The organism is Candidatus Aciduliprofundum sp. HYA1, from assembly GCF_056175085.1.
Genome location: NZ_CM149694.1, coordinates 32,587 through 57,760, shown reverse-complemented (window position 1 = coordinate 57,760; position 25,174 = coordinate 32,587). Strand labels below are relative to the sequence as shown.

At 44.4% G+C, this 25,174-nt stretch carries 29 protein-coding genes and 1 pseudogene; 14 read left to right on the top strand and 16 right to left on the bottom strand.

Annotation, left to right across the window (positions count from 1 at the left end):
• Window positions 1-54 precede the first annotated feature (54 nt).
• Window positions 55-3,072, top strand: coding sequence for a DUF835 domain-containing protein (locus AC0S1O_RS00375; RefSeq protein WP_475393788.1), 3,018 nt, complete (start codon window positions 55-57; stop codon window positions 3,070-3,072).
• On the opposite strand, the gene AC0S1O_RS00370 is transcribed toward AC0S1O_RS00375, so the two are convergent.
• Genes AC0S1O_RS00370 through purH form a run of 3 tightly spaced genes read right to left on the bottom strand, consistent with a single transcriptional unit; the run spans window position 3,073 to window position 6,076 of the window.
• The gene (locus AC0S1O_RS00370) at window positions 3,073-3,435 is read right to left on the bottom strand and encodes an aconitase X swivel domain-containing protein (RefSeq protein WP_475393787.1); all 363 of its coding nucleotides are present in this window, start codon (window positions 3,433-3,435) and stop codon (window positions 3,073-3,075) included. It abuts the gene before it with no gap.
• Window positions 3,432-4,592: an aconitase X catalytic domain-containing protein gene (locus tag AC0S1O_RS00365; protein WP_475393786.1), complete on the bottom strand. Its 1,161-nt coding sequence runs from the start codon at window positions 4,590-4,592 to the stop codon at window positions 3,432-3,434. Before AC0S1O_RS00365 ends, AC0S1O_RS00370 begins: the two co-directional genes overlap by 4 nt.
• Before the next feature lie 11 nt (window positions 4,593-4,603).
• The gene (gene purH, locus AC0S1O_RS00360) at window positions 4,604-6,076 is read right to left on the bottom strand and encodes a bifunctional phosphoribosylaminoimidazolecarboxamide formyltransferase/IMP cyclohydrolase (protein ID WP_475393785.1); all 1,473 of its coding nucleotides are present in this window, start codon (window positions 6,074-6,076) and stop codon (window positions 4,604-4,606) included.
• 127 nt (window positions 6,077-6,203) lie between these two features.
• Here purH and AC0S1O_RS00355 point away from each other — a divergent pair, with 127 nt between their 5' ends.
• The 5 genes from AC0S1O_RS00355 (at window position 6,204) to AC0S1O_RS00335 (ending at window position 12,857) form a co-directional block, all read left to right on the top strand.
• Window positions 6,204-7,466, top strand: a complete 1,263-nt coding sequence (locus AC0S1O_RS00355) for a DNA repair exonuclease (RefSeq protein WP_475393784.1) — start codon at window positions 6,204-6,206, stop codon at window positions 7,464-7,466.
• Window positions 7,463-9,862 (top strand): AAA family ATPase, encoded by a 2,400-nt coding sequence (locus tag AC0S1O_RS00350; RefSeq protein WP_475393783.1) that lies wholly within the window; start codon window positions 7,463-7,465, stop codon window positions 9,860-9,862. Before AC0S1O_RS00355 ends, AC0S1O_RS00350 begins: the two co-directional genes overlap by 4 nt.
• Window positions 9,863-9,897: 35 nt before the next feature.
• Window positions 9,898-10,575 (top strand): hypothetical protein, encoded by a 678-nt coding sequence (locus tag AC0S1O_RS00345; RefSeq protein ID WP_475393782.1) that lies wholly within the window; start codon window positions 9,898-9,900, stop codon window positions 10,573-10,575.
• An 85-nt stretch (window positions 10,576-10,660) separates the two neighbouring features.
• On the top strand, window positions 10,661-12,451 hold the full coding sequence (locus AC0S1O_RS00340) for a tetratricopeptide repeat protein (protein WP_475393781.1): 1,791 nt from the start codon (window positions 10,661-10,663) through the stop codon (window positions 12,449-12,451).
• Window positions 12,402-12,857, top strand: coding sequence for a DUF1947 domain-containing protein (locus tag AC0S1O_RS00335; protein WP_475393780.1), 456 nt, complete (start codon window positions 12,402-12,404; stop codon window positions 12,855-12,857). Before AC0S1O_RS00340 ends, AC0S1O_RS00335 begins: the two co-directional genes overlap by 50 nt.
• On the opposite strand, the gene AC0S1O_RS00330 is transcribed toward AC0S1O_RS00335, so the two are convergent.
• From AC0S1O_RS00330 to AC0S1O_RS00280, 11 genes and pseudogenes are all read right to left on the bottom strand, one after another.
• Window positions 12,854-13,006: a hypothetical protein gene (locus AC0S1O_RS00330; RefSeq protein WP_475393779.1), complete on the bottom strand. Its 153-nt coding sequence runs from the start codon at window positions 13,004-13,006 to the stop codon at window positions 12,854-12,856. The genes AC0S1O_RS00335 and AC0S1O_RS00330 overlap by 4 nt on opposite strands.
• Window positions 13,007-13,017: 11 nt before the next feature.
• Complete coding sequence (gene rpl12p, locus AC0S1O_RS00325) at window positions 13,018-13,335, bottom strand: 50S ribosomal protein P1 (protein WP_475393778.1); 318 nt, start codon at window positions 13,333-13,335, stop codon at window positions 13,018-13,020.
• Between the two features lie 19 nt (window positions 13,336-13,354).
• A complete protein-coding gene (locus tag AC0S1O_RS00320) occupies window positions 13,355-14,353 on the bottom strand; it encodes a 50S ribosomal protein L10 (RefSeq protein WP_475393777.1) in 999 nt (332 codons plus the stop codon).
• Window positions 14,354-14,358: 5 nt separating this feature from the next.
• Window positions 14,359-15,000 (bottom strand): 50S ribosomal protein L1, encoded by a 642-nt coding sequence (locus tag AC0S1O_RS00315; protein ID WP_475393776.1) that lies wholly within the window; start codon window positions 14,998-15,000, stop codon window positions 14,359-14,361.
• Between the two features lie 38 nt (window positions 15,001-15,038).
• The gene (locus AC0S1O_RS00310) at window positions 15,039-15,515 is read right to left on the bottom strand and encodes a 50S ribosomal protein L11 (RefSeq protein WP_475393775.1); all 477 of its coding nucleotides are present in this window, start codon (window positions 15,513-15,515) and stop codon (window positions 15,039-15,041) included.
• 2 nt (window positions 15,516-15,517) lie between these two features.
• On the bottom strand, window positions 15,518-16,351 hold the full coding sequence (locus tag AC0S1O_RS00305) for a transcription elongation factor Spt5 (RefSeq protein ID WP_475393774.1): 834 nt from the start codon (window positions 16,349-16,351) through the stop codon (window positions 15,518-15,520).
• A gap of 9 nt (window positions 16,352-16,360) precedes the next feature.
• A complete protein-coding gene (locus AC0S1O_RS00300) occupies window positions 16,361-16,582 on the bottom strand; it encodes a protein translocase SEC61 complex subunit gamma (RefSeq protein WP_048103651.1) in 222 nt (73 codons plus the stop codon).
• A 5-nt stretch (window positions 16,583-16,587) separates the two neighbouring features.
• The gene (gene ftsZ / locus AC0S1O_RS00295) at window positions 16,588-17,682 is read right to left on the bottom strand and encodes a cell division protein FtsZ (RefSeq protein WP_475393773.1); all 1,095 of its coding nucleotides are present in this window, start codon (window positions 17,680-17,682) and stop codon (window positions 16,588-16,590) included.
• A gap of 41 nt (window positions 17,683-17,723) precedes the next feature.
• Entirely contained in the window at window positions 17,724-18,143 is a 420-nt protein-coding gene (locus tag AC0S1O_RS00290) for an NAD(P)-binding protein (protein ID WP_475394493.1), read from the bottom strand.
• 263 nt (window positions 18,144-18,406) lie between these two features.
• A pseudogene (locus AC0S1O_RS00285) lies at window positions 18,407-19,183 on the bottom strand (cation:proton antiporter).
• Between the two features lie 12 nt (window positions 19,184-19,195).
• Window positions 19,196-19,330: a hypothetical protein gene (locus AC0S1O_RS00280; RefSeq protein ID WP_475393772.1), complete on the bottom strand. Its 135-nt coding sequence runs from the start codon at window positions 19,328-19,330 to the stop codon at window positions 19,196-19,198.
• 83 nt (window positions 19,331-19,413) lie between these two features.
• Here AC0S1O_RS00280 and AC0S1O_RS00275 point away from each other — a divergent pair, with 83 nt between their 5' ends.
• The 3 genes from AC0S1O_RS00275 to AC0S1O_RS00265 are packed head-to-tail and all read left to right on the top strand — an operon-like array spanning window position 19,414 to window position 21,025.
• Window positions 19,414-20,199: an SDR family NAD(P)-dependent oxidoreductase gene (locus AC0S1O_RS00275; RefSeq protein ID WP_475393771.1), complete on the top strand. Its 786-nt coding sequence runs from the start codon at window positions 19,414-19,416 to the stop codon at window positions 20,197-20,199.
• Window positions 20,200-20,214: 15 nt separating this feature from the next.
• Window positions 20,215-20,664: an 8-oxo-dGTP diphosphatase gene (locus AC0S1O_RS00270; protein ID WP_475393770.1), complete on the top strand. Its 450-nt coding sequence runs from the start codon at window positions 20,215-20,217 to the stop codon at window positions 20,662-20,664.
• A gap of 25 nt (window positions 20,665-20,689) precedes the next feature.
• On the top strand, window positions 20,690-21,025 hold the full coding sequence (locus tag AC0S1O_RS00265) for a hypothetical protein (RefSeq protein WP_475393769.1): 336 nt from the start codon (window positions 20,690-20,692) through the stop codon (window positions 21,023-21,025).
• Here the strand turns inward: AC0S1O_RS00265 and sfsA are convergent.
• Together sfsA and AC0S1O_RS00255 are read right to left on the bottom strand one after the other, a co-directional pair.
• Window positions 20,969-21,733 (bottom strand): DNA/RNA nuclease SfsA, encoded by a 765-nt coding sequence (gene sfsA, locus AC0S1O_RS00260; protein ID WP_475393768.1) that lies wholly within the window; start codon window positions 21,731-21,733, stop codon window positions 20,969-20,971. The two genes, AC0S1O_RS00265 and sfsA, sit on opposite strands and share 57 nt — an antisense overlap.
• Entirely contained in the window at window positions 21,700-22,122 is a 423-nt protein-coding gene (locus AC0S1O_RS00255; protein WP_475393767.1) for a winged helix-turn-helix transcriptional regulator, read from the bottom strand. The genes sfsA and AC0S1O_RS00255 overlap by 34 nt, the downstream gene beginning before the upstream one ends.
• 101 nt (window positions 22,123-22,223) lie before the next feature.
• Between AC0S1O_RS00255 and AC0S1O_RS00250 the strand changes: the two genes are divergently transcribed.
• From AC0S1O_RS00250 to AC0S1O_RS00230, 5 genes are all read left to right on the top strand, one after another.
• The gene (locus AC0S1O_RS00250; protein ID WP_475393766.1) at window positions 22,224-22,733 is read left to right on the top strand and encodes a flavin reductase family protein; all 510 of its coding nucleotides are present in this window, start codon (window positions 22,224-22,226) and stop codon (window positions 22,731-22,733) included.
• Window positions 22,734-22,877: 144 nt separating this feature from the next.
• On the top strand, window positions 22,878-23,036 hold the full coding sequence (gene rd, locus AC0S1O_RS00245; protein WP_015282685.1) for a rubredoxin: 159 nt from the start codon (window positions 22,878-22,880) through the stop codon (window positions 23,034-23,036).
• Window positions 23,037-23,038: 2 nt separating this feature from the next.
• Window positions 23,039-24,226, top strand: coding sequence for an FprA family A-type flavoprotein (locus tag AC0S1O_RS00240; protein ID WP_475393765.1), 1,188 nt, complete (start codon window positions 23,039-23,041; stop codon window positions 24,224-24,226).
• The gene (locus tag AC0S1O_RS00235; RefSeq protein ID WP_475393764.1) at window positions 24,226-24,684 is read left to right on the top strand and encodes a peroxiredoxin; all 459 of its coding nucleotides are present in this window, start codon (window positions 24,226-24,228) and stop codon (window positions 24,682-24,684) included. Before AC0S1O_RS00240 ends, AC0S1O_RS00235 begins: the two co-directional genes overlap by 1 nt.
• Entirely contained in the window at window positions 24,681-25,169 is a 489-nt protein-coding gene (locus tag AC0S1O_RS00230; protein ID WP_475393763.1) for a ferritin family protein, read from the top strand. The genes AC0S1O_RS00235 and AC0S1O_RS00230 overlap by 4 nt, the downstream gene beginning before the upstream one ends.
• Window positions 25,170-25,174 lie beyond the last annotated feature (5 nt).

The window sequence follows — 25,174 nt, the reverse complement described above, 5'->3', positions numbered from 1 at the left end:
AACTTATCTTTCAGGAGCCAATAAATATATATCGTGGAATAGGAATATACTCACGTGGAAAAAAATCGAGGCCTGTATTCGTATCCCATATACGATACCCTATCTTATTCTGTATTAGATGAGATTATTCACTTTAATTTTATCCACAGATTCTATGAGATCCTTGGAAAGGAGAAACCCATAACCTTCGTGGTTCACTCAGGTGAGAGTTATCTTAAGAAATTGAGAGAAAGGGCTCCATATGCAAGGGTAATTTATGCGGATAGATACGTTGATGAGATTGACCGCCTGATAAAGGAACTCTACAATATGGAAAAATTGAAGGTTCATTACCTGAAGAATTACTACTGCGAGAAGTGTGATGAGTACTATAAATCGCATGAGATAAAGATAATTGAAAGGGAAATTAAAAGGGATCTTGTGAAAATAAGAGTTGCGAGAAGAACCTATTTTATTGGAGAAATGGAATCTGGGGAAGAAGCGGTAGGGGTTTTTATTGGTGCAGAGGATCTAATTCTTGTATCCTTTCCCGATGAGAAATGGCTTACCCCCTCCCATCTCAAGGATATTTTGATTGAGAAACTTGAAGTTCCAGAGGGTAAGGTAAAAAAGGTGGAGAGAAGCACATTGGAAAAAATCAATTTTGAATCCCATGTCATCCTTGGTGAAGGAAACTCCAGAGTGATAAGGAAGGGTGATGTGGAGGAACTGCATCTCAAATCCAAAATTTCATCCTATTCGCTCATTTATTCCTTCAAGAGGGTTGAGCCCATCCATGTGTGCCCCAAATGTGGAAGCGTGCTAGTGGAGAGGAAAATTCCAGTTTTATTTGCGGAGGACGAGGAGTTGAAAATTCAGCTATCCTCCCCAAGCGGTTCCTATAAATTGCCTGTGCTACACTGTTCAAATTGTGGTCACATTGAGTACGGTGAGAAGATCCGAGATTGCCCCGTGTGTGGAGGCATAATGGAGAGAAGGTTCATGCTCAGGCCTGAACTTGGGGCACTGGGTGCATACGTACATGAATTGCACCATCCCGTGGATATGAGTTTTGTGCATACTCGTAGAGTGGGTGTGCAAAGGGCTATTGAAGGCATCTTAAGACTCTATCGGGGTTATCTCTTTAACCACAACATCTTACTCTCGCATGATTTGATGAATGAACCAGCCGAGGATGAGGAATGTGTTCTTTTGATGAAAAGGCGTGGAAAGGTAAACGAGGAGGACTTGAGAAAGGTTAGAAAATTAAAATCAGTGGTTGAAAATATTGTGAGGTACGTTGAAATTTATGGTCAGAGCGATGAGTACAATGATGTTGATTACTGGGCGCTCTGGAAGAACGAAGAGGTTAAAAAAAGCATAGTGCAATTGGTTGAGAAGGGTAAAATTGAGGAGGCCTTTGATATATTTTACAACTATGTGCTCCATGATATCTCTCATTTTTATGTACCTCTCAAGAGAAAGGACCCGCTGGCCAGGGATCTGATTGGGGATATTCTCACTTTGCTCTATCCCTATCTTCCAAAATTTGCCACATCTTTGATGGATAGATTGGGCATCGACCAAATCATTCTATCCTTTGAGGATTATCCCGAGGTTGAGAGTGTGGAGGTTTTGAGGGACGTGATAACCCTTCTCAGGGAATACAGAGAAAGGAATAACATACCACTGAGAGAGCCTCTTAAGAAGGTTGTTTTTGTGTCTGAGTATGCAGGCGATATAAATGACCTCAGGCCCTATATTTTCAGGGTTGAGAATATTCTTGCACTGACCGCTGTAAGGGAATGGGATGAGATGGAAATTGAGATAGAGCCCAACATTGAGGAGATAAGTGCAGCATACCGCGCGTGGGCTCCCAAGATATCATTTCTGCTTCGGAGAAAGAACGTGAAGGAAGTTATGGATGCCATGGAAAAGGGCGGTTACACTCTTGGAGTGGAGGGCTTTCTCATAAAAATCACCCCGAAGATGGTGAGATACCTGAAAAAGGTGCCCGAGGGTTATGAGGAGTTAAAATCAAAATATGGAGAGCTGTATGTTTACACCGAGAGAGATGCATCAACCAGGAGGATCCGGCTGGTTAGGGAGATCGTGAGAAGGATAAACAGTATGCGAAAGGATATAGAGATGGATTTTGACGATCTGGTGGATGTGAATATTTATGCAAATTCTGAGGTAATAAAGATGATAAAGGGGTACGAGGACGAGATCAAGCAACAGTGCCTGGCCAGAAATGTTGAGTACTACATCCCCGAGTATGGATACGTCGTTGAATGGCCCATCATGGGGTATCGTATAACCATCGGGATAAATCCTCTGTTCAAAAAATGGGTCATCAAGGCTTTCAAGAGCATACCCGGAATCGACGAGTCCCGTGCAGAGTTGCTGTTTAACTTGGGATTCGGAAGCATATACGAACTTATGGAGACCAAACCAGAAGAGTTGGCGGAAATCTCCGGAATACCCCTTAATATGGCCAGGAAGATTATTGATTATATTTATTCCACGGCCTTCAAATCAAAGAAGGTAAAGGGCAGGGAATACTGCCCATTCTGCGGTGCGGAACTATCCCCAGAAGATGAGTACTGTCCCCTCTGTGGTGCACCCATACGCGTGAAGATGAAGGAGAAGAGAATGAAGAGAGGCAATCTATATCTGGTCATAGGGGATCTGCGAAAAATGATAGATAGCGTCCCGGAAGAGATTTTGAACGAGAAAAAATTGCTCATTACCAAGGACAACCCTGAGGAAGTCAAAAAGGAGTACGATCTGAAAAATGTGCAAACTCTGTGGATATCCTACGTTCCCTTTGGAAAGAGTATAAAGCCAAAGGAGATTGATAAACTGGAGAGTGAGATCATCAGATTTATAGAGAGGGGTGGGAAATTGGTTCTGGCCGATTGCTTTGATTTGCTTCTGGCCATAAACTCTCTGGATTCTCTAATGGAAATTCTCCGTAGAATAAAGGAGAAGTTGAAGGAGAAAAATGCGTATATGTTCTTCAACATGGAGGAAATAGAGAGTTTTGAACTTGAGAAGATAATGAAATATGTGGATGGGGAGATAAGATAATCACAGGATTTCCACCGTATTTCCAGAAACCTTAACTCTATCTCCATCTTTTATTTTCGATACGTTTATCCTATCCACAGTGGGGATATTCGCCATAATGGCCCCTGCAGCCACAATGGTTTCGGCCTCCTGAAGTATGAATGCGAGGGGCTCATTTCCATAGTATTTCAATCCGTATATTGTGTAGGAACCCACAGTACTTCCTGCACCTCTGGGAAACACAACGATCCTTCCCTTTATTTTCTTGCCCAATATTGTGCCTTCCCTCTCGTTCACATCCCCCAAGATCACGATGGGCCTATCAAATTTTACCACACTTCCCTCAACGTTTCCCTCCAGAATTGCACGCCCTCTCAGAATCATTTCACCACGCTCCTGAGCAGTGTATAGAGGTCTGAAACCACAACATCGGCACCTCCGAATTTTTCCTTGCTCAGATAAAATGCGGCCTTGCCTGATGTTGTACCTATTTTTTTGTATATCTTGCCAGCGTTGCTCACAACCACGCAGGTATCAACCATTACCTTGCCTCCAAATTCCTCGATCAATTTAACTAAATTTTCATGCCTTTTCCAGACACTTCTCGCCATGAATATCCAGAGTTGAACATTCTTCCTCTTTTTTTTGCCTTTTAAAAATTCTGCAATCCTGCGCAGTTCTGAGGGGGAAACATGGGGGCATCCAATGGCCACGAGTTCCACATCCACTTCCCTTTTCATTCCCTCAATATCTGCCTTTTCCACCTCTATTCGCTCAACCTCATCGTTCAGGGCGTTTTTGAATTCTGGAGTGAAATTTTCAACGTGATACATTGATATGCTTCCGGATGCTGCCATGGCCGCACCCATGAGTTTGAAATCATCGTTTGAGCCTGCAAATCTGAGATAGGGAATGCCATTTATGCTCTCCCCTATGAGCAGTCCTATCAGAGGGAAATCCTCACTCTCGGGCTTGAATTTCACATCAACAATATGAGTTGCCCTTCTGTTCTCATCCAAATGCAATCCATAGTTTGGTGTCTTTCCAATTAGTGCTGCCGCCAATGCCGTAACTGCTCCCTCCCTGTTTGTCCTTGCACCTATTATGGAATTGGCGTATATCACAGCGGAGCTCTCGGCCCATGCTATATGCTCTCCAAATTTAGGAACGTTATCGTAATAGTAGGGAGTGCAGGTTGCTGTGGGTTTAATACCCATATCAACATATGCCTTAATTATCTCCATCTGCCTTTTGTAAATGTAGGGATCTACCTTCAGGAGATCGATGTACCTTTCATCAAAGGCCAGGGGATTAAGTGTTGTTGGGACCCTAACCCTCACACCCTCCAAGGATTTAAGGAAATGCAATCCATGCTCACCAATGGTGTTGTAGGACACGCCTGAGATTTGAGCGGATTTTATGGGAATTAACCCATCTGCACCATAGATCTCTCCTATTTTAACAAGAATTTTCATCATCTTTGCGTAACCCTCTCCCATCTCGCCGTCCAGAATTTTTTCCTCATGTTTTGTGAGATGCATGTATACCCACCTCAATGAAGGAACACCCTGAATCCTGTGAAGAGCATTGCCATATTATGTTCGTTCACGGCCTCAATTACCTCCTTGTCTCTCTTTGAACCACCTGGCTGGATTATCGCAGTCACGCCGGCTTTATGGGCCTCATCGATGGCATCTCTGAATGGGAAAAAAGCGTCTGAGGCCATGACCGCTCCTCTTGCCCTTTCACCTGCCTTCATTGCGGCTATCTTCACAGCATCCACCCTGCTCATCTGCCCTGCACCCACGCCCACCAGCATTTCATCCTTGGCGAATACTATGGCGTTGCTCTTAACAAAGCGAACCATTGTCCAGGCAAAAAGCAGGTCTCGCATCTCGTCCTCCGTTGGCATACGGTTGGATACGCATTCAGCCCTTTTCAATTTCTTCGTATCCCATTCCTGCACCAGCACCCCACCATCAACCCTCTTTATGTCGTATCCTTTCTTCTCCCATCTTCTCATTTTTATTATTCTTATGTTCTTCTTTCTTTCTAAAATTTTCAGGGCATTGGGATCAAAATCCGGGGCTATGAGCACCTCAATGAACAGTTTTCTCATCTCTTCAGCCGCATTCACATCCACCGTTCTGTTGGAGGCAACTATGCTTCCATAGGCCGATATGGGATCACCCTCCAATGCCTTTAGATAGGCTTCCTTCACATTATCTCCAAGGGCTGCTCCGCAGGGATTGGCATGCTTTATTATTGCCACAGCGGGTTTTTCAAACTGCATAACCATGTTCCACGCAGCGTCCATATCCCTTATGTTGTTGAAGGATAATTTCTTGCCGTGGAGTTGCTCCCATTCAACAGAGCCATCTCTGTAAAACGCGCCCCTCTGATGTGGATTTTCCCCGTATCTGAGCACCATATCCTTTTTCGCAGCGTAAATGAAATGCTCTGGCATACCATCCATGAATTTGTTCCACAGAGCGTTGTAGATCATAGCATCGTAACTTGCAGTTCTTGCAAAGGCCTCCAGCGCGTACTCCCTCCTTTTCTCCAGGGTGAGTCTCTCATCCTTAAGTAGATCCACAACCTCCTGGTATTGATGCGGAGATGAGACCACAATAACACGGTGATAATTTTTCGCAGCGGCACGGAGAAGGGCAACGCCTCCAATGTCTATGTTCTCAATCATTTCCTCCTCTTCTGCATTCCTGTATTTTTCAAATGGGTATAGGTTCACCACCACCATATCGATTCCCTTGATTCCATATTTTTCAAGATCTTCTTCCTTCTTGGCCAGAATCGCACCATGGATCGCGGGGTGCAATGTTTTCACACGTCCTCCGAGCATCTCTCCAAATCCAGTTATATCCTCTACCCTTGTTGCAGGGATGCCATGCTCCCTCAGAAATTTATAGGTGCCACCTGTGGATATGATTTCATAGCCTAAAGAGATGAGTTTTCTGGCAAAATCCTCAAGCCCAGTTTTATCAGACACGCTTATGAGTGCTCGCATGCTTAAAGCATGAGAAATTGGGTAATAATCTTTGCGATGCTCCCGGTATTTTTAAATTTTTTGCTCGACAAATGAAAAAAATTACTACGTGGATAACCTTAAATACACCTGCCATATCTTATGAACTATGAAATTCGCGCACATAGCCGACGCGCATCTTGGGGCATTCAGCAAGAATCCAGTGCTCAGGGATCTCAATGTGAGAGCCTTTGAAAGGGCCATAGTGAAAAGTATAGAGGAGCAGGTTGATTTCATTATCATAGCGGGAGACCTTTTCCACAACCCCATTCCGGATATGGGTATAGTTCAGCGAGCAGTAGAAATAATGAAAAGGGCGGTTGAGAATGGAATAGGGATCTACACAGTTTACGGCTCTCACGATTTTTCTGCAGGGAGCACATCTCTCATGGATGTTCTTGCCTCCACGGGTCTATTCAGGAAGGTGGTGAATTACGAAGTCGTTGATGGAAAGTTGAGGCTTAACCCCGTGAGGGATGAAACGGGAGTAAGCATCGTGGGCATGTCCGGGCTCAGCTCTGCCCAGGAAATTGAGTACTTTGAGCATATTGATCGGGAATACCTTGAAAGCGTTCCAAACCCCAAAATATTCGTGTTTCACACAACAATAAGTGAGGTGAAACCCTCCTATATCCCTGATAAGTATGCTCTTCCAAAGTCCCTGCTCCCCCCGGGTTTTGACTACTATGCTGCAGGGCATCTACACGAAATAATTAAAAGTGATGTTGGAGGTAGCCCCCTTATTTATCCGGGGGCGCTTTTTGGAGCCACCTACAACGATCTAGATATGCTCAAGGAGCGTGGATTTTTCATAGTTGAGGACTTCAATCCCAGGTTTGTGCCCGTTGAGGTCTGCAGGATATACAAGAAGATAATCAATGCCGACGGGCTCAGCGCTGTGGAACTGGAGGAGAAATTGAAAGAGTTTGCAGATGAAAATTTTGAGGGACAGGTGGTCATTCTGAAGATAAGGGGAAAACTGAGAAGTGGTGCCGTTGGGGATATAGATTTTCACAGTATAAGGGAACGCATAAAGGAAAGGGCCCTTGACCTTCTGATCAACACCTATGCTCTGAGCAGTGCGGAGAGGAGGAGGGCGAATGTGGTGGCTGAAACTGCCGAGGAGATAGAGAATGAGGTATTCAAAAAGATTTCAAAGTATGGGTTGCAAACCACGAGACGGGTATTTGAAATTCTAAGAAACAGGCAGCCTGAGGGCATGCACAAGAACGATTACTATGATAGGCTGACCACCGAGATCTACGAGGTTGTTGATCATTTGAGCCAGACGCAGGGTGAGGAGGATAAGAATGACAGGAATCAGGAGAGAAAACCCGGTAAGACGATTTTTGATTATGAGGTGGGAGCATGATCATAAGAAACGTACATCTTTCAAACATAAGGAGTTACGTTGATCAGAACATTGAACTCGGTGAGGGTATAACCCTTTTCGAGGGAGATATAGGTAGCGGTAAGACCACACTGCTCATGGCCATAGATTTTGCACTTTTTGGGAATTCAACCAGGGAATTTTACGAACGTCTTCTCAGGAAGGGTGCATCCAGGGGTTATGTGGAAGTTGTGTTTGAGCATGAGGGAGAAACTTATACGATACACCGTGCCCTTGAGAAAAAGGGAGAAAAAATAGTAAACACCGAATCCTACGTGTTAACCCCTGATGGGAAAATCAAACTCACCTCCACCCAGGTGCGCAACTACGTTCTACGTCTTATGGGTGTGGATGTGGATAGCAGCCGTAGAAAATCCCTGCCTGTGGTGAAATATGCCATCTACACCCCCCAGGAAACAATGAAGGAGATTCTTGAGGGTGGCGATGAGGATCGTCTTGAGGTTATACGCAAGATATTCAAACTTGATGAATACAAAGTTGCGGCTGATAACGCTGAAGAGGTTGGAAGAACTCTCCAGTCGGATGGACGTACCTCAAGGACCAAGATGGAAGAGATATCCCGTATAAGAGAGGATATTGAGAAAAAGATGGGGGATGTTAGGGCAATTGAAGATGAAATTTTGAAATTGAAGAAAGAATATGGTGAGGCGATTAAGATTCTGGAGGAGAAGAAAAGAGAGTGGGAGGAGGTTCAGAATCTGCGCAAGAAATACGAATCTCTCCGCCTCAGAATTGGATCTATGGAGGCGAATCTGAGCGCCCTGCGAGATACCCTGAAAAGCGAGAGGGATGAACTTGAGGATATTGAAAGAATGAAATCCCGTTTAAAGGAAATTGAGGGTGGGGCGCTGAAGTATGAGGAATACGAGAGCAAAAAAGCAACTCTTGAGGAAAAATTCAAAAAACTCAAGGATCTTGAGGTGAAGTACACGGCGGTGATGGAGCGTATCAGATCTTTGGAGGAGAAGGTATCCAAAATTGAGGAGCTGAAAAAAGAACTCTCTGAACTTTCCGGAAGGGAAAGTGAACTTAGGAAAAGGATTCTGGAGATTGATGAACTTGAGGAGAGATATAAGGAAATAGAGGATGAGCGAGCAACGGTCAGGGGAAAGATTCATTCAGTAACTTTGAAGATTGGAGAACTTGAAGAGGAACTTGAAAGTATAAAATCGCTCGGTGGGGTATGCCCGAAATGCAAGAGACCTCTCACAGAGGAGCACAAGAATAAACTTATAAAGGAGACCATGGATAGAATTGAAGATCTGAAAAAGGCCCTATCTGCTCTGGCAAGTGAAGAGGCCAGGTTGAAGAAGGAGCAGAGGGACATAAGGAAGAGAATGGAAGAACTTAGGAATTTACAGAGAGAACTGGCAGGTTTGGCAGAGAAGATAAAGAATGTTAGAACGGAGATGGAGGATGCTGAAAGGGCCAGGAATGAAATTGAAAGGATGCGTGAGTCCATACCTCCATTCAGCAGGGAAGAGTTGGAAAAGGTGTCCATGGAATTGAAGGAAGTTTCAAAGAATGTTGAATCTCTTCGTCCTCTGTGGAATGAATACGTGGCTCTGAAGAAGGGTATTGAGCGCGAGAATGCTCTGAGAAAGAGGATGGGAGAGCATGAGGAAAAGATAGTTTACTTGGAGAGGGAAATTCGGAAGATGCAGGAAGAGATTCAATCTCTGAACTACGATGAAAATCTGTACAGAAGCACAGGGGAGAGTTACAGATCTGCGGGAGAGAGGGTAAGTTCTCTAAAATCCAAGATCTCGGAGAAGGAGATGTTTGTTGCCGAGTTGAAGGAAGATATTAAGGGAAAGGAAAGGATAGTAGAAGAGCTGGAAAGGGATTTTGAGATTCTGAAGAGAAGGGGAGAATTTGGAGAGTGGCTCAAGCATGATTTTGTTGAGGCACTCAAGGATATTGAGAACCTGCGCCTTCTTGCCATAAATGAGGAATTCAGATCTCTCTTTGAAGAGTGGTTTTACGAACTTTTGGGGGAGAGCGATTATGAACCCTGGATAGATGAGAAATTCAGGCCCATTATAAGGTACCAGAGGTTTGATATGCCTCTTAACACGCTAAGCGGGGGAGAGAGAACATCAATAGCCCTCGCATACCGTCTTGCCCTGAACACCATGGTGAAGAAGAGTTTGGGTCTGAGATCAAACCTTCTCATACTGGACGAGCCCACGGATGGATTCAGCAAGGACCAGCTTTACAAGTTGAAGGACGTGTTTGATAAAATGGAAACTGATCAGGTGATAATTGTGAGTCATGAGAAGGAACTCATGAACCTCGCAGATGTCGTTTACCATGTTGAGAAGGTTAATGGCATCTCGCGCATAAGAAGGGTTTAGGATAGTTTAAATACAATTTGGACTTAATCTGGATCATGGATTTCCCGGCAAAATACGGCAAACTCATAGCAGGATTTATTATCTCCGCAGCAGTTGTATTTGGCTCCATGAATGTTTGGGTTTTGACCATAGCATCCCCCATTTTTGTTTTCCTCATTTTCAAGGTTTTGAAGGTTTGGAGAACCAAGGAACGTGCCATATACGGGGTACCTGCCATCATTTTAGGTGTCCTTTTGTTCTTTCTTGCCTTTTCCTACCATGTTGGGGCCATACCTCAGGGCAATTTTGAAAATGATTCTCTGAAGGCCGTTATCGAGCCCTATTCCACCTCAAATATGAGCGCCGTATTCAAAATCACAGCCACCTACAACGGCACAACCCAGGAAAATCTGAGTTACGTGGTTAAGAACATAGATTCGGGCAAGGTGTTAAAGAGGGGAGAGGTTAAGGGAACGGTGAAGGGAAATTCAACTCTGTACAACTTCAAACTATCACTTCCTCGAGGGATATACAATGTGACCATGCACGTTGGAAATTCAACCCTTTCAATATCCGCCGTAAAGGAGTATCCCATCGGACTGTTTGAGAGGTATCTTGTGGGACCTGGACTGTATATGAGTTTGCTTCTGGTTTCCCTGTATGTGCTTTTCATCCTCGGAATACACATAATGCGCAAGGGACAGGCCTGGGGAATGAGACGTGCACAGAAGTGATTCTTTCAATTTTTATCCGCTTTTCCTAACTCTTTGTGTTTTTATTTACGGAAAATATTATTAGAAGAAAAGCATTGGTAGATTCGTGGAAAATGGAAATGGTGGTGAGATCGAAAGGGCATTGGAGTTGATGATGGAGGGCTATTACAAGGAGGCCATAGAGCATCTTGAAATTGCCCTGAAGAAAAGTCCAAATAACCACGAAATATGGTTTTATCTGGGTAATGCCTACTATGCCACTGGAGAGTATAAGAGGGCAAGAAAATCCTATCTCAAGGTTCTATCTTTGAACCCCTCCTTTCCTGAGGTTTACCTATCCCTGGCCGATCTCTATGTGCGCATGGGTAATTTCAAGAGGGCTAGAGGGATCATAAGAGAGGGGTTAAAGAAATTCAAGGATGAGAATTTCCAGTACCTATCTGCCGTTGCCCTTGTGAATGCCAAGGGCTATGACCTTGCAGAGAAGGTTTTGAGAGAGTTGATGAAGAAGGGAGAGAAGGACTCATATTTTGTTGTTCTCGGCAACATTTACTTCGGTAGGGGAGAAAAGGATAAGGCCCTTGAATTCTACGATAGAGCCCTGGAACTCAATCCAAAAAATGTTGAGGCATGGAACAACAAGGGATTTCTCCTGTTTACCATGGGTCTCCACGGAGAGGCCCTGAAATGCTACGATCGTGCATTGGAGATTGACCCCTTCTATAAGGAGGCGTGGTACAATAGGGGATACACGCACCATGCAATGGGACAACTAAGTGCTGCGGTGGCAGATTACTGGCACGCGCTGAGGATCGATTCGAGGGATGAAGTTGCCTGGAACAATATGGGCAATGCCCTCTACAACCTTGGGCACTATATGGAATCCATTCCATATTTTATGAAATCCGTCAGCGTGAATCCAAATTACGAGATTGCCTGGAACAACATAGGCAACGCTCTGGACAGGATGCATATGCATGGGTATTCCATCCCATTCCATGAGAAGGCCCTCAGCATAAACCCGAGATTTGACTATGCTTGGCACGCCAAGGGCCATGCCCTCTGTGAACTTGGCAAATATGAGGAGGCTTTGGAATGTCTTGAAAATGCCGTAGATTTGAATCCAGATTATGGAGAGACCTGGTACTGGAGGGGCTTTGCACTTTACAAACTTGAGAGGTACGAGGAGGCAATAGAATCTCTGAAGATTGCTATGGATAGGGATACAACCCTTGTGGAAGCCCCGGAACTTATCGGGGATATATATGATTTTCTTGGGTATCCTGCGGAGGCACTCAAGTACTACGAAATTGCTCTGAACAGGGGCGATGCTGAAGACAGAGCAAGAATCTACATAAAGATGGGCAGGTACGAAGAGGCGATACAGGATGGGGAAGAAAGTATTAAGGCGAGAATTTTATTTAAACTTGGGAGATACGAGGAGATTTTGAATATGAATGGGGAGGACGAGGTGGCGTATTACAAATGTCTTGCTCTGGAGAGCATGGGCAGGTTCGAGGATGCCTACGATGTGATAAGGAATATGAAAGGATCTATTTTTGAAAGGGAGCGAAGATTCATAAAATACGTTCTGGGAGATGGGCATTTTGAAATGGATCCAAATGATGTTGATTTCCAATTGAGAATTGGAACCCTTCTTTTGGATATGGGAAAATACGCTGAGGCCATAGATGTCTTCAAGGGAATAAGGAGTCGTGAGGCCTATTATTTTATGGGTGAGGCGTACCTTGCACTTGGTGAGATAAGGGAAGCCAAGAGATGCTTTGAGATATCGGCAGGTATGGGTTCAGAGATTGCTCTTGAAAGGCTTGAGGAGGTGAGCAAGAGTGAAGAGGTACCATCTAAGAAAGAAAAAGATAAAGGAAATAAAAAATAATCTTGCCATGAGCGTATGGGTGGATGGAACATACGAGGTTGTTGAGGGAGATTATGAGATCATACTGGTGGATGGTGTGCCAGCGTATTTCAGGTACGAAGGCAAGTATTTTCCAACCGTGCTTCTCCTTTTGGAAAATGCACCTTCTGAGAAATATGTGACCGTGGACATGGGTGCGGTGAAACATGTCCTAAATGGGGCCAATATTTTTGCAGCGGGGATAGTGGATGCGGATCTTGAAATCAAGGAGGGCGAGGCAGTTTACATTCGTGATGAGAAATACAAAAAACCCCTTGCGGTTGGCATTGCCCTGATGGGTGGAGATTCCATGGTCAGGGAAAAAAGTGGAATTGCCGTGAAGAATATCCATTATTACGGAGATAAAATATCCAAAATAATGGGTTAATCCTTACCCTTGGAAATCTCGAATATTACAAAGGATGAGCCGATCCACCCTAGCCCTATTATCAGTGCCAGTAGGTTCTGCCATATGCCGTAGGCTATCAGAGCCGCTGGTATAAAGTAAAGAAGGGTGTAGGTGAGGATCTTCTGCATTCACTCACCGTTTATCCGAAGAGTGCGCCGAGTCCTGCGATAGCCTCTTCTTCCTTCTTTTCCTCTTCTTCCTCTTCCTTCTTTTCTTCCTCTTTCTTCTCCTCTTTTTCCTCACTGGGTGCTGCAGCTGCAGGCGCTGCTGCCACTGGTGCAAATGCCGCGTTCTTTATGGCCTCGTCTATATCTATATCGCTAAGTGCTGAGACAAGGGCTTTTATCCTTGCCATGTCTGGCTCTGCTCCGGCTGCCTTTATTATGTTGGCTATTGCTTCCTCATTTATTTCCTTTCCCAGCGAATGCAGGATCAAGGCACTATACACATATTCCATTTTCATACCTCCTTTCTACTTATCCGAACAGGGCTCCAAGGCCCGATATTGCCTCTTCCTCTTTATTTTCTTCTTCCTCTTCCTTCTTCTCTTCCTCTTTCTTCTCCTCTTTTTCCTCCTCTTTTGGAGGGGGAGAAGGCCTATTGGATATTAAGTTTTTCAATTCGTCATCCAGACCATCACCAAGCACAGATGCAAGTGAGAGCATCTCCATATACGCTTTTCTCAGTATGTGCTCTGCCGTGAATTTGTTCACTATGCCTCCATTTATTGCCAGATTCAATGCATCCCTTGCAGCCTTTCCTATGATCATTGGCATTGTTAGTTTTGTCGGATACGCTGCGTTCACAGACAGATTCGTGGCGTACTGTATGGCGTTGACGATGTCTCCGTAGACCTTCGTTGTGTCAACGTGGAGCACTTCCTTGGAGAATACCATCTCATCCTCGTAGGCGGCCCTCAAGTCCAGGCCCACGGTCATGGGAAATATTTCCAATTTTGTGAGTACCTGAGCCACGTCCCTGCTTATAACCTCGCCCTTCTTCACCAGCACTGTATCCTTGCGTATCACTATCTTTCCCTTCTGAACTGCTGCAGGTAATCCAACCTTCTGGAACTCACTTATCATCGGACCTGGCTTGAATGGAGTCTCACCCTCGTGAACGATGATATCCTCAGGTGCTATTTCTCCACCCTTGGCGGGAGCCTTTGTCTCGGTCTTTTCAAGTAATTTTGCCAGTTTAAAAGCGTTCAAATCCGTGAATATTATACCCGTTTGCCCCTCTATGTAATTGGCCAGTTCCTTTATGTTCTTCTTTTCGGATTTCTCCAGGGCGAGTTTTATGAGCCTGTTCTTGCCCACTATGAAAACGGCCTTATCCTTCAGGTTCCTTCTCATTTTCTGCATCTGTGCAGCGGGAATGTTGTTTATGTTGACTATACCCACGACCGGGTATTTGTTTATGAGTTGAACCAGTTGGTCCACAAACTTATATTTCCAAGGTGCAACGTGAGCCATCTAAATCACCTCAACTTGATTTTCACGGCAGGACCCATGGTGGTCTTCACGTACACGGAATCTATGTTCTGCAACCCTCTTTCAAGTTTCATTTCGAGTCTCTTTATGACCTCTTCAATGTTGTCTGCAATCTTCTCAACATCCATATTCTTTGTTCCCACAGGCACGTGGAATGTTCTCTTATCCCTTGATCTCATTCTAACTGTGTGCTTTAGCCTTTCAACCATCGGACACGGATCTCCGCCAGGGGGAATGGGCTTTGGCATCTTGCCACGGGGACCCAGAATTATACCCAAACTCTTACCGATCTTCCCCATCAATGGGGCTTCTGCAAGGAAGAAATCATACTGATTCACGATTTTTCTTGCCTTTCTCTTATCCTCTGCGAGTTTATCAATCTCCTCTGGAGGGATAACAAGATCCGCACAGTTCTTTGCCTTAAGTGCGGTCTCTCCGGATGCAAAAACCCCTATTTTGACCTCCTTCCCCCTTCCATGGGGCAGGATTACCTCCTCATTTATCCTGTTCTTGGGGATGCTCAGGTCAACATCCTTTAAATTTATCGCCAAGTCCACACTCTCAACGAATTTCCTCTCCTTCGACTTCTCAATGGCCTCTTTTACGGCGCTAATTATGTTTTCACGCAAATGAACACCTCCTTGTAGTAAGCGAGCCTGCGGCTCTCCTACAAGTTAGGTAGGGTGATTTCGTTATTCTTTATAAGCTTTTGCACCTCCCTGGGATCCTTACCCTCCACGGTGACACCCATGGAGACGCAGGTACCGAGAACCTCAAGCACAACACCCTTAATATCATAGGAGAGTGAATTATCCTTCTTCATTCTCGCTATCTTAACAACCTGCTCCAAACTTAAATCTCCAACCTTCTCGGTTCTCGCATTTCCCGAACCCTTCTCTATGCCCAGTTCCTTCTTTATCAGTGCAGATGTTGGAGGGGTTCCTATGGTTATCGTGAACTCCTTGGTCTTTGGATCCACCTCTATTTTCACAGGAACCTGCATCCCGGCATAGTCCTTTGTTTTCTCGTTTATTGCCTTTATAACCTGGGCTATGTTAACACCCATGGGTCCCAGTGCAGGGCCCAGCGGGGGTCCGGGAGATGCTTTCCCGCCTTCAACCAGAACTTCAATTACCTGTCCCATTTTTACTCACCTTCCTTTTCCAGTAGCCGCACGGCCTCAGCTTTTACGGTTATTGGTATTGGCACCATGGCCTCGAAAAGCTCAACTGTTATTTCATTCTTTGCCTCGTCAATCTGTATCACCTTGGCATGTTCGCCCTTGAACGGCCCTTCAACAAGTTCAACAATGTCTCCCACGGATATGTGACGAATCGTGGGTGTGGGTGTTAGATAGTGCTTGATTTCTTCAAGATGCATCTCGCCCCTGACAACACCCTTTGCATCCTTAATTCCCCTTATGAGAGATAGAACCTTATCAGGGCGAGAGGTTTCCACAAATACATAGCCCTTGAGATTGTGGGGGGCAAGCACGGCAAAGATATCGTCCCATTTATGAATTCGGGCCTTCAATCCGATATCCCTTGCCACCTTGATCTCCTGACCAATGGTGGTCTTAACGGCAACAATGGCGGATTCAACGTTTATCTTAACATCTTTGCTCCACGAGCTATCTTGGGAGAGCACTTGGAACTTGAATGTGCCAGAATCTCCTATTTCGGCGGCCCTGGGCACTATGATGTTCACGTAAATTTCCTTCCTTCTGCTCCCCGGTATGGCAATCTCATACTCAAGTTCCCTGTTTTCCTCCCTGGTTACCAGGAGTTTTACCTCCTCCTTTTCCACTCCCGTTATGTGCAACCCCCATTCCAGTGAGGGGTCTTGCATATGCAGTTCAGAGGTGATCTTAAGCGTTACCTTCTCCTTTTTATCTCCCTTGTTGGAGATCACGAGAACTATCTCAGCGATTCTTCCTGCAGGAATTCTGAAAAGTTCAGTGTTTATGCTAACATCAATCATTTCAATCCCTCAGGGTATGTGAAGCCATATCTGAAAAATGTAATAAAGGGCAAATCCGACTCCTCCGATGAAGAGTATGCCCAGACCCGTTATTGCCAGAACCTTTCCGTACTCGTCCCTTGTGGGCTTTCTGGACATCTTGAGAATTCTGGAGTACTTACCCTTACCGAACCCGGATAGCCAGTGTTCTATGCTCTTCTGAACCTCTTCACTTTTTTCAATGATGCCCATGGGTTTCACCTTATAACGTCAACCTCTTTATTTTTTTCTATGGCCTCGAGGCCCTGTATGTACGGGGATTTCACACCAGTTATTACCACCATGACACGCAATGTGTTTCCCAACGTGGGGTCTATGGAGGCACCCCAGATGATCCTCGCACCCTTGCTTATGTGGGACTGTACGTATTCGGCCACGCTCTCTGCTTCCTTCACAGTCATGTTTTCTCCGCCAACCACATTTATCAGTGCCCCCGTTGCCTCGCTTATATCTGCCTCAATGAGCGGAGAGTTCAGTGCCTCCTTTATTGCATCCTCTGCCCTGTTCTCGGAGTCACTCTCACCAAGGCCAATCATTGCAACGCCGCCACCCTTCATTATGGTCTTGAGGTCATTGAAGTCCAGGTTAACGAGGCCTGGCTTGGTTATCATCTCAGCTAGACCCTTAATTGAGCGCATCAATATTTCATCGGCAACCTTGAAGGCGAGGTTCAGGGGCAATCTGGGTACCAGTTCCAGCAACTTGTCGTTTGGAATTGTTATAACCGTATCCACGTACTGTTTCAGTTTCTCAAGTCCCCACATTGCATTTTCAAACCTCATTCTTCCCTCTGCGGTGAATGGCAGGGTGCATATTGCGATCGTGAGTGCACCTATTTCTTTGGCAATCTGGGCCACAACCGGGGCGCTTCCCGTACCCGTACCTCCGCCCAGACCGCAGGTTATGAAAACGATATCGGCGCCCTGAAGAATCTCGCGAATTCTATCCTCCACTTCCCTCGCAGCCTCCTCGCCAACCTGGGGCAACGCTCCTGCCCCCAGTCCTCTGGTTATGCGTCTGCCCAGAAGGATTTTGCGATTCGCGTGGGTTATCAGCAAATGCTGAGCGTCCGTATTCGCAGCTATCAGTTCAACATCAACAATCCCCTCTTCCATAATGCGGTTTATGGTGTTGCTTCCTGCTCCTCCACAACCAACAACCTTTATATTTGTTTTCAATTTTTGTAACAAATTCAGAAGTTCCTCATCATCGGGACTAGTTATTGTCGGCTCCTCGCGCACTGCAACCCTCTCATCGGCCTTTGAGAGTACCTCCTTAACCAGCGACTTCATAAAATCACCTTTTTAAATCCTTGTGAGGATTAAAGCAAGGGCTAATATAAATTTTGCCCTTTTGCGGTATCTTCCTCTATGAGTTTCATTATATGCCAGATTATGTTCATCCCTGCAATGCTTTCTGGATACAGAACTTCATCTGCTATATTCTCAAGGATTCTTCTCTCCTTCTCATCATGAACCCTTGCTATTATCTTGCATCTTGGATTCTTCTTTCTTATGTATCGGGAAGATATCACTGAATCTCTTGACGATGAAAGGAGAACTAGGGCATATTTTGCATTTTCCACATTTATGGCATCCAATATATCTATTTTCGTGGCGTCACCAAGAACACACTCATATCCCTTTGATTTGAGGTAATCGCACCTAGCCTTGTTTTTTCCACTATTATGAACTCTTGATGTAGGAGGGTTAAAGCAGAGGCTGCATACTCTCCAATTATGCCACCACCCAATACTACGGTATGATTCCTTTTCACACTTTTTTTAATTTTTCCAAAGATCTTAGTTACTATAAATGGGGTGGATAAGGCCGTAATTATCGCCATTACAACTATTGAGGTAAAGAGAGGCTCATCTATCAGTCCGTAATCTATACCAATTTTTGTGGCTACCAATGTGGCTCCAAGTTGAGGAAAGAAGACAACAACTATGAGTGGGAGATCCCTTTGAAAGAATCTAGAGTAGATATAACCACCCACAAGCTTGCTTATCATAAGTCAACTTACTATGGCTATAACGAGGTAGAGATAGTTAACACTCTCCAGAAATACGCCTATGTTAGAATCCATTCCTACCACGATGAAAAATATTGGTATCAAAAATCCCTTTCCAATGGAATGCAATTTTTTGCATATTTCTTCATTTTCTATGGATTCCCCTAGGAATAGACCAGTAAGAAATGAAGCTACAATAGGTTCTAATCCAATTAATTCCGATATTCCAATCATAGTGAAAAGGATGGCCATAAAGAAAACTATCTCCATCTTCTCATAACTACTCTTATATCTATTGAATACCCATTTTCCAAGTTTTGGGATATATTTTGAACCCAGAAATATGAAAAATGTCATAAATATGATGAAAAATTATGAAATTGTTAATATTTGGATTCTCGTACCAATGAAGGATAAGAGAGAGGCCAATTAGACTAATGGTATCCAAGAGCACTACGGTTGGGATCAAAACATTTCCTATCTTATCCTTGAGAGGGTGGGGTTATGATTTATTATGGGTATGATTTCTCCCACTGAGGATGACTGAAAAACCGTTCCAATGAGCAATGGAGTTGCCAAAAGGTATAATGGTGGATGGTAACCGAAGGAATAAACAATAGCAAATCCAACAAAAAATGAAACGCTTGCAAGAATAATTGCTAGTTCTCCAATGCTTCTCCAATTAACATTTTTCACACCCCTTATTTCCAGACCTGCAAGAAAAACGAGAAATAGAAATCCAAGTTCAGCAAAAAACTCCAGACCTTCAAATTTTTCCACGATGCCCAGACCCTAGGGCCCTATGATGATACCTGCGATTATGAGTAGGGGAACTGCTATCACGTTTATTTTATGGGAGAATTCTGAAACTAGGAAAACTATGAGGAGAAGAAGACCAAAGGCAACTAGATAATCCAGGCCAAACATCAAAAATAAATGACATTATACCTATAAGTTTTTTCTGGGCAAAATTTAAGTAATATAGGTGGGTAAAATATTCGGGTGAGATCATGAAAAAAATAGAGGAGCTCATATCCCTTAAGGGTAGAAACGCTCTTATTACCGGTGCTGCCGCTGGAATTGGGAGGGCAATAGCCTACAGATACGCTGAGATGGGAGCAAATTTGAAACTTGTGGATATAGACATGGATGGCTTAAAGGAGGTAAAAAAAGAGCTTTCAAAATTTAATACTAAAATTGGGATTCATAGAGTTGATCTTTCAAAGAGGGGAAATATTGTTGCTTTGTGGGAGAAGATAGGTGATGTAGATATTCTGGTAAATAATGCTGGAATATACCAATTTATGGATTTTCTTGAGGTTGATGAAGAATTCTTGGATAGGATGTTAGATATAAATATGAAATCTGTTTTTTGGATGTGCCAAGAGATGATAAGAAGAAGGAGAAAGAAGGGGGGAGTTATAATCAATGTTGCATCCATTGAGGCTATTTTACCATTTGCCACTGGACTGGTACATTATGACATAAGTAAAATGGGTGTAATTGCTTTGACAAGAGTCCTTGCAAGGGAATATGGGAAGATAGGGTTCAGGATAAACGCAATAATACCTGGGGGAATTGAGACGAAGGGTGTAAAGAAATTGAAAAAAGAGGCCGCAATGAAACTTAATGTGGATATGATCAAGACCGCCATAAACTTCAAATCCAGACTTCCACTGGGAAGATTTGGTGATCCAGATGAAGTTGCGCGCATAGCTCTAGTGCTGGGTTCGGATATGTCCTCATATATGACAGGAGCCATGGTTGCCGTAGACGGAGGATTTTTATCCGCATAAGACATGGGTATTGGGATGATTGAGGCGGTAATAGTACACATAATCCGAGATGAAAGGATTCTGCTCCACTACAAAAAGCGCGGTCATGGCAAGGGCAAGTGGAACGGACTTGGTGGAAAGATTGAAAAAGGGGAGAGTCCTGAGGAATGCGCCCGTAGGGAGGCGAAGGAGGAGATGGGTGCAGGCATAAAAAACCTCCAGAAACTTGGTGAGATAGAATTTTATGATGTTAATGGTGAAGATTGGACCGTGTATGTTTTTAGGGCGGATATTGATGGAGAGCCGAGGGAGAGCGAGGAATCAAGGCCTGCTTGGTTTGATCTGGAGAGAATCCCCTACGATGAAATGTGGGAGGATGACAGGTACTGGCTACCCCTTGTGATAGAGAATTTGAATTTTCGTGCCAGGTTCTGGTTTGATGGCGAGAGTATGCAGAAATTCAGTTTAGAGGCCTGGAAAAATTAAAATAATTTCGTATAATTTTACACGCATGCGCAGGCTCTTTCTTATTGTGGACGTGATATGGTTGATTCTCACCGTTGCTCTAATTTTACTGGCCCTGCACGATCCTGCCCTGGCATTCATATTCTCCCTGTTTTTCTTTGGGATATCCTACTTCATCTCTGGAGTATCCCATGCGGGGAGGGGTAATCCCTACAAGAGTATGATGATGAGCCCTCAACCCAACGAGATAGAGTACTCCACATACAAAAGGGAGTTTGAAAGCAGAAAAATAGGAAATTTGGATGTGAAGGTGAACTGGCTAGTTTTAATTCTTGGCGTAATTCCTCTGATTTTCAGTTTCTATCTCCTGCTTTCCACATAATTGAAGTAGTTTTTCAAATTTTATGGTCTTTCCATCGTAATTCAAAAGGAGCGGATAAACGGATACCCCGTGCTCCATGGCTTTGTGGAGTGAATGGGAGAATTTTTCATCCATCTCATAATTAGGTCTGAAACAGGTGGCATTCACAAAAACCAGGAAGATAATCACCGCATCATCTCCTCTTTTTTTCATATTGAGCAGTTCTTCCACATGCCTTCTTCCACGCTCCGTGGGGGCATCCGGAAACAAGGCCATACCATTTCTCTCAAGGGTACAACCCTTGATCTCTACCCATACCTTTTTTCCATCTTTTAAGGCAAGGAAATCTATCCTGCTTTTTCCAACCCTCACCTCGGGATGCAGATATTCCAGTGCACCGATGGGTGATATCATTTCATTTTTCAGTATTCTCTCTGATATCTGGCGGTGAAATTTTGAGTTAAGAAAAATCCACTTGGAATCTTTCTTCGCTGCAAGAATCTCCCACTTTGTTTTTCTTCTTTTTCCCTCATATTTTTTCAGAAGAACTTCATTTCCAGGGTAGAGGAGTTCCCTGAGCCTGCCGGGATCGTGAATATGAGCGTATTCCTCTTGTCCGTTTATTTCAACTATTGAAACGAATCTATTGGGCCTTTCAACGAATATGCCCTTCCTATCGCCTTCAATTTTCAGGATTACTTTATTCTCTCCATTATTATCGCTGGGCATAGATCCCTCACGCCTCTGATTTTCGAGATTTTCTTTGTTATTAGATTGAAGAGCTCTTCGCCGTTCTTGGTCCATATCTCTGCCATTATCATATGGTCCCCTGTGGATGTGGCAACCCATTTTGCCTCCTCAATTTCAGCCAGTTTTCTGGCTGCCTCAAGAAGGTACTTGGGCTCAACATCCATACCCAAAATGGTGACGTTCTTGTATCCCAATTTCTCGGGATCCACCTCAATTGTATACTTTTTTATTATGCCCTTTTTCTCCATATCTGATATTCTCTTGCGCACAGTGGTCTCGGTAACTCCGAGTATCCTGGCTATCTCAGTGTACGAAATTCTTGAATTTTCTTGAAGTAATTCTATGATTTTTAAATCTTTTTTATCCATTAATTATACATGAATGGGAACTCATTATTAAAGTTTTCCCAAAGTAATTGATTTGAAATTCAAACGAAACTCTTATATAATTCGAACCCATTACCCATCATATGGATAGGAAGGTGCTCCATGAATTGAGCTATGGAATGTATGTGATTTCCTCGGTTAAGGATGGAAAATTGAACGGGCAGATAGCCAACACTGCCTTTCAGATAACTTCCAAACCTGCAAGAATTGCAATAAGCATAAATAGAGAAAATCTCACACACGAGTTCATTGAGTCCAGTGGAGTGTTCTCTGTGTCAATACTCTCCACCGAGGCCCCATTCAAATTCATAGGTCTGTTTGGATTCAGAAGTGGAAGGGATGTGAATAAGTTTGAGAGCACAAGGTACAAGATAGGAGTCACAGGTGCTCCCATCGTGCTGGATCATTCCCTTGGATACATAGAAGCCAAGGTTGTTGACTCAATTGATGTTGGAACCCATACCCTGTTCGTGGGGGAAGTCGTGGACGCGGAGAAACTGGAGGAGGGGCGTCCCATGACCTACGATTATTACCACAATGTGGTGAAGGGCAAGACACCAGAAAAGGCAGCCACCTACATAGGGGGCAAGTGAGGATGAATGCTCACGCTGACACACCCATCTCTCATATTTTGGGGCAGTCAGTGAGGGCCGGTTTTCCGGCCCGAGACTACCACCCCATGCATCGGGATGAGGGATGGATGGGAGAGAAAGATATTTGAAAAGGAGGTGAAAGAAATGAGATGGAGATGTATGGTATGCGGATACATATACGACCCGGCTGTGGGAGATCCGGATAGCGATGTTCCAGCGGGAACACCCTTTGAGGATTTGCCGGAGGATTGGGTCTGTCCCGTTTGTGGAGCAAGCAAGGACATGTTTGAGAAGGTGGATTGAATATGCCTGTGAGAAAGATAAGTGACAGGGTTTACAACGTTGGAGCAATTGACTGGGAACGCACTCTTTTTGATGAGATAGTTCCCACACCGCAGGGTACGAGTTACAATTCGTACCTTGTTAAGGGCAGTGAAAAAACGGCGCTCATTGACACGGTGGAACCCGAAAGAGTTGATGAATTGCTTTTAAACCTGAGAGATCTGGGTATTGAAAGAATTGACTACATAGTGTCCAATCATGCCGAGCAGGACCATTCTGGCTCAATACCTGTGCTTCTTGAAAAGTATCCTGATGCCAAGGTGGTAACCAATGCAAAGTGCAGGGATTTTGAGAAGGACCTCCTTCATTTAAAGGATGATGTTTTCCTTATAATCAAGGAGGGTGATGAACTTTCCCTTGGGGACAGAACACTTAAATTCTACATGACGCCCTGGGTGCACTGGCCCGAGACGATGACCACGTTCCTCGTTGAGGAGCGCATTGCCTTTACCTGTGATTTCTTCGGATCCCATGCGGCCACCACGCATACCTTTGCGGAGCAGTATGATCGCATATACCACGAGGCCAAGAGGTATTATTCAGAAATCATGATGCCATTCCGTCACATAATAATCAGGAACATAAAGAAAATTGAGGATTTGAACCCGAAGATAATCGCGCCCAGTCACGGACCCGCATACAGGGAGCCCAAGTTCATCATTGATGCCTACAAGGAATGGATTTCTCCTGAAACGAAGAACGAGGTTCTCATAGGCTACGTATCAATGCATGGCAGCACAAAATTGATGGTGAATTATCTGGCTCATCAGCTCAACAAACTTGGAGTTGAGGTTAAGATAAGAAATTTGATAACAGTGGATATGGGTGAATTTGCCATGGACATGGTGGATGTCACCACAATAGTTCTGGCAACTCCAACCATGCTCTCAGGGCCTCATCCAAATGCGGTTTATGCTGCCTACCTGGTAAATGCACTCAAACCCAAGGCCAAGTTCATTGGAATAATGGGCTCCTATGGCTGGGGCGGACGTACAGTGGATATTCTCAAGTCCAATCTTGGCGCATTGAAGGTAGAGCTTCTTGAACCACTGCTTATAAAGGGCTCTCCAAGAGCAGAGGATTATGAGAAAATAGCTGAATTTGCAAAGAAAATTGCGGAAAAGCATCGTGAACTGGGGGTGCTGAAATAATGGGTAATGAAGCGTCGGAATTTTGTCTTCCGGATTATCAGGGCAAGAAGCACTGCCTCAGGGATTTTCTTGGGAAGTGGATCGTGCTTTATTTCTATCCGAAGGACAATACATCCGGATGCACTCGCGAGGCCAGGGAATTCTCTGAGAGAAAGGAAGAATTTGAGAAGCTCAATGCGGTGGTAATAGGCATAAGCAAGGATTCTCAACAATCACACGAAAAATTTATAAAGAAGCATAACCTTAATATCCTGCTGCTCAGTGATCCGGAGCATGAGGTGATAGAAAAATACGGTGCCTGGGGCAAGAAGAAGAATTACGGGCGAGAGTACTTCGGAACGATAAGAAGCACATTCCTCATAGACCCAGAGGGTAAAGTGGTTAAGGAATGGAAGAAGGTTCGCGTTGCAGGACATGTGGATGATGTGTTGAAAACCTTAAAGGAGATGGTTGGATGAATATTGAAAAATACGATTTGAAAACTCTACTCCTCGCCGCAATAAAGAGTGAGGTGGAGAGCAAGGAAGTTTACGAGATTCTGGCGGGAAGGGTCAAGAATGCAATGCTCAAGGATCGCCTGCTCTTCCTTGCGGGAGAGGAGGATAAGCACAGGGCCTTTCTTGAGGCCTATTACAAGAGAGAGTTTGGCGAGGGTGAAATACGCCTGCCTGAAAAATCCCCTGTCCCTCTGCCACAGGTTGACCCAAGCGAGGATCGCCTGTTGAGCGAGATCATAGAGGATGCAATGCGTGCAGAACTTGCGGCCAAGGATTTCTACGAGAGTTTGAAGGGACGGGTTGGTGATGAGGATACAAAGAAAATGCTTCAGATCCTTGCCAACATGGAGCAGGGACACTACGACATTCTTGCCAAGGAGTTTGAGAATCTCAAGAAGTTTGAGGATTACGACGAGTACTGGCCCATGATGCATGCAGGTCCTTGAGGTGG

Bases quoted from the DNA above. Each gene is read 5' to 3' on its own strand.
- AC0S1O_RS00370 (WP_475393787.1), bottom strand. From the start codon at position 3,435: ATGATTCTGAGAGGGCGTGCAATTCTGGAGGGAAACGTTGAGGGAAGT.
- AC0S1O_RS00365 (WP_475393786.1), bottom strand. From the start codon at position 4,592: ATGCATCTCACAAAACATGAGGAAAAAATTCTGGACGGCGAGATGGGA.
- purH (WP_475393785.1), bottom strand. From the start codon at position 6,076: ATGCGAGCACTCATAAGCGTGTCTGATAAAACTGGGCTTGAGGATTTT.
- AC0S1O_RS00355 (WP_475393784.1), top strand. From the start codon at position 6,204: ATGAAATTCGCGCACATAGCCGACGCGCATCTTGGGGCATTCAGCAAG.
- AC0S1O_RS00350 (WP_475393783.1), top strand. From the start codon at position 7,463: ATGATCATAAGAAACGTACATCTTTCAAACATAAGGAGTTACGTTGAT.
- AC0S1O_RS00345 (WP_475393782.1), top strand. From the start codon at position 9,898: ATGGATTTCCCGGCAAAATACGGCAAACTCATAGCAGGATTTATTATC.
- AC0S1O_RS00330 (WP_475393779.1), bottom strand. From the start codon at position 13,006: ATGCAGAAGATCCTCACCTACACCCTTCTTTACTTTATACCAGCGGCT.
- rpl12p (WP_475393778.1), bottom strand. From the start codon at position 13,335: ATGGAATATGTGTATAGTGCCTTGATCCTGCATTCGCTGGGAAAGGAA.
- AC0S1O_RS00320 (WP_475393777.1), bottom strand. From the start codon at position 14,353: ATGGCTCACGTTGCACCTTGGAAATATAAGTTTGTGGACCAACTGGTT.
- AC0S1O_RS00310 (WP_475393775.1), bottom strand. From the start codon at position 15,515: ATGGGACAGGTAATTGAAGTTCTGGTTGAAGGCGGGAAAGCATCTCCC.
- AC0S1O_RS00305 (WP_475393774.1), bottom strand. From the start codon at position 16,351: ATGATTGATGTTAGCATAAACACTGAACTTTTCAGAATTCCTGCAGGA.
- AC0S1O_RS00300 (WP_048103651.1), bottom strand. From the start codon at position 16,582: ATGGGCATCATTGAAAAAAGTGAAGAGGTTCAGAAGAGCATAGAACAC.
- ftsZ (WP_475393773.1), bottom strand. From the start codon at position 17,682: ATGAAGTCGCTGGTTAAGGAGGTACTCTCAAAGGCCGATGAGAGGGTT.
- AC0S1O_RS00280 (WP_475393772.1), bottom strand. From the start codon at position 19,330: ATGTTTGGCCTGGATTATCTAGTTGCCTTTGGTCTTCTTCTCCTCATA.
- AC0S1O_RS00275 (WP_475393771.1), top strand. From the start codon at position 19,414: ATGAAAAAAATAGAGGAGCTCATATCCCTTAAGGGTAGAAACGCTCTT.
- AC0S1O_RS00270 (WP_475393770.1), top strand. From the start codon at position 20,215: ATGATTGAGGCGGTAATAGTACACATAATCCGAGATGAAAGGATTCTG.
- AC0S1O_RS00265 (WP_475393769.1), top strand. From the start codon at position 20,690: ATGCGCAGGCTCTTTCTTATTGTGGACGTGATATGGTTGATTCTCACC.
- sfsA (WP_475393768.1), bottom strand. From the start codon at position 21,733: ATGCCCAGCGATAATAATGGAGAGAATAAAGTAATCCTGAAAATTGAA.
- AC0S1O_RS00255 (WP_475393767.1), bottom strand. From the start codon at position 22,122: ATGGATAAAAAAGATTTAAAAATCATAGAATTACTTCAAGAAAATTCA.
- AC0S1O_RS00250 (WP_475393766.1), top strand. From the start codon at position 22,224: ATGGATAGGAAGGTGCTCCATGAATTGAGCTATGGAATGTATGTGATT.
- rd (WP_015282685.1), top strand. From the start codon at position 22,878: ATGAGATGGAGATGTATGGTATGCGGATACATATACGACCCGGCTGTG.
- AC0S1O_RS00240 (WP_475393765.1), top strand. From the start codon at position 23,039: ATGCCTGTGAGAAAGATAAGTGACAGGGTTTACAACGTTGGAGCAATT.
- AC0S1O_RS00235 (WP_475393764.1), top strand. From the start codon at position 24,226: ATGGGTAATGAAGCGTCGGAATTTTGTCTTCCGGATTATCAGGGCAAG.
- AC0S1O_RS00230 (WP_475393763.1), top strand. From the start codon at position 24,681: ATGAATATTGAAAAATACGATTTGAAAACTCTACTCCTCGCCGCAATA.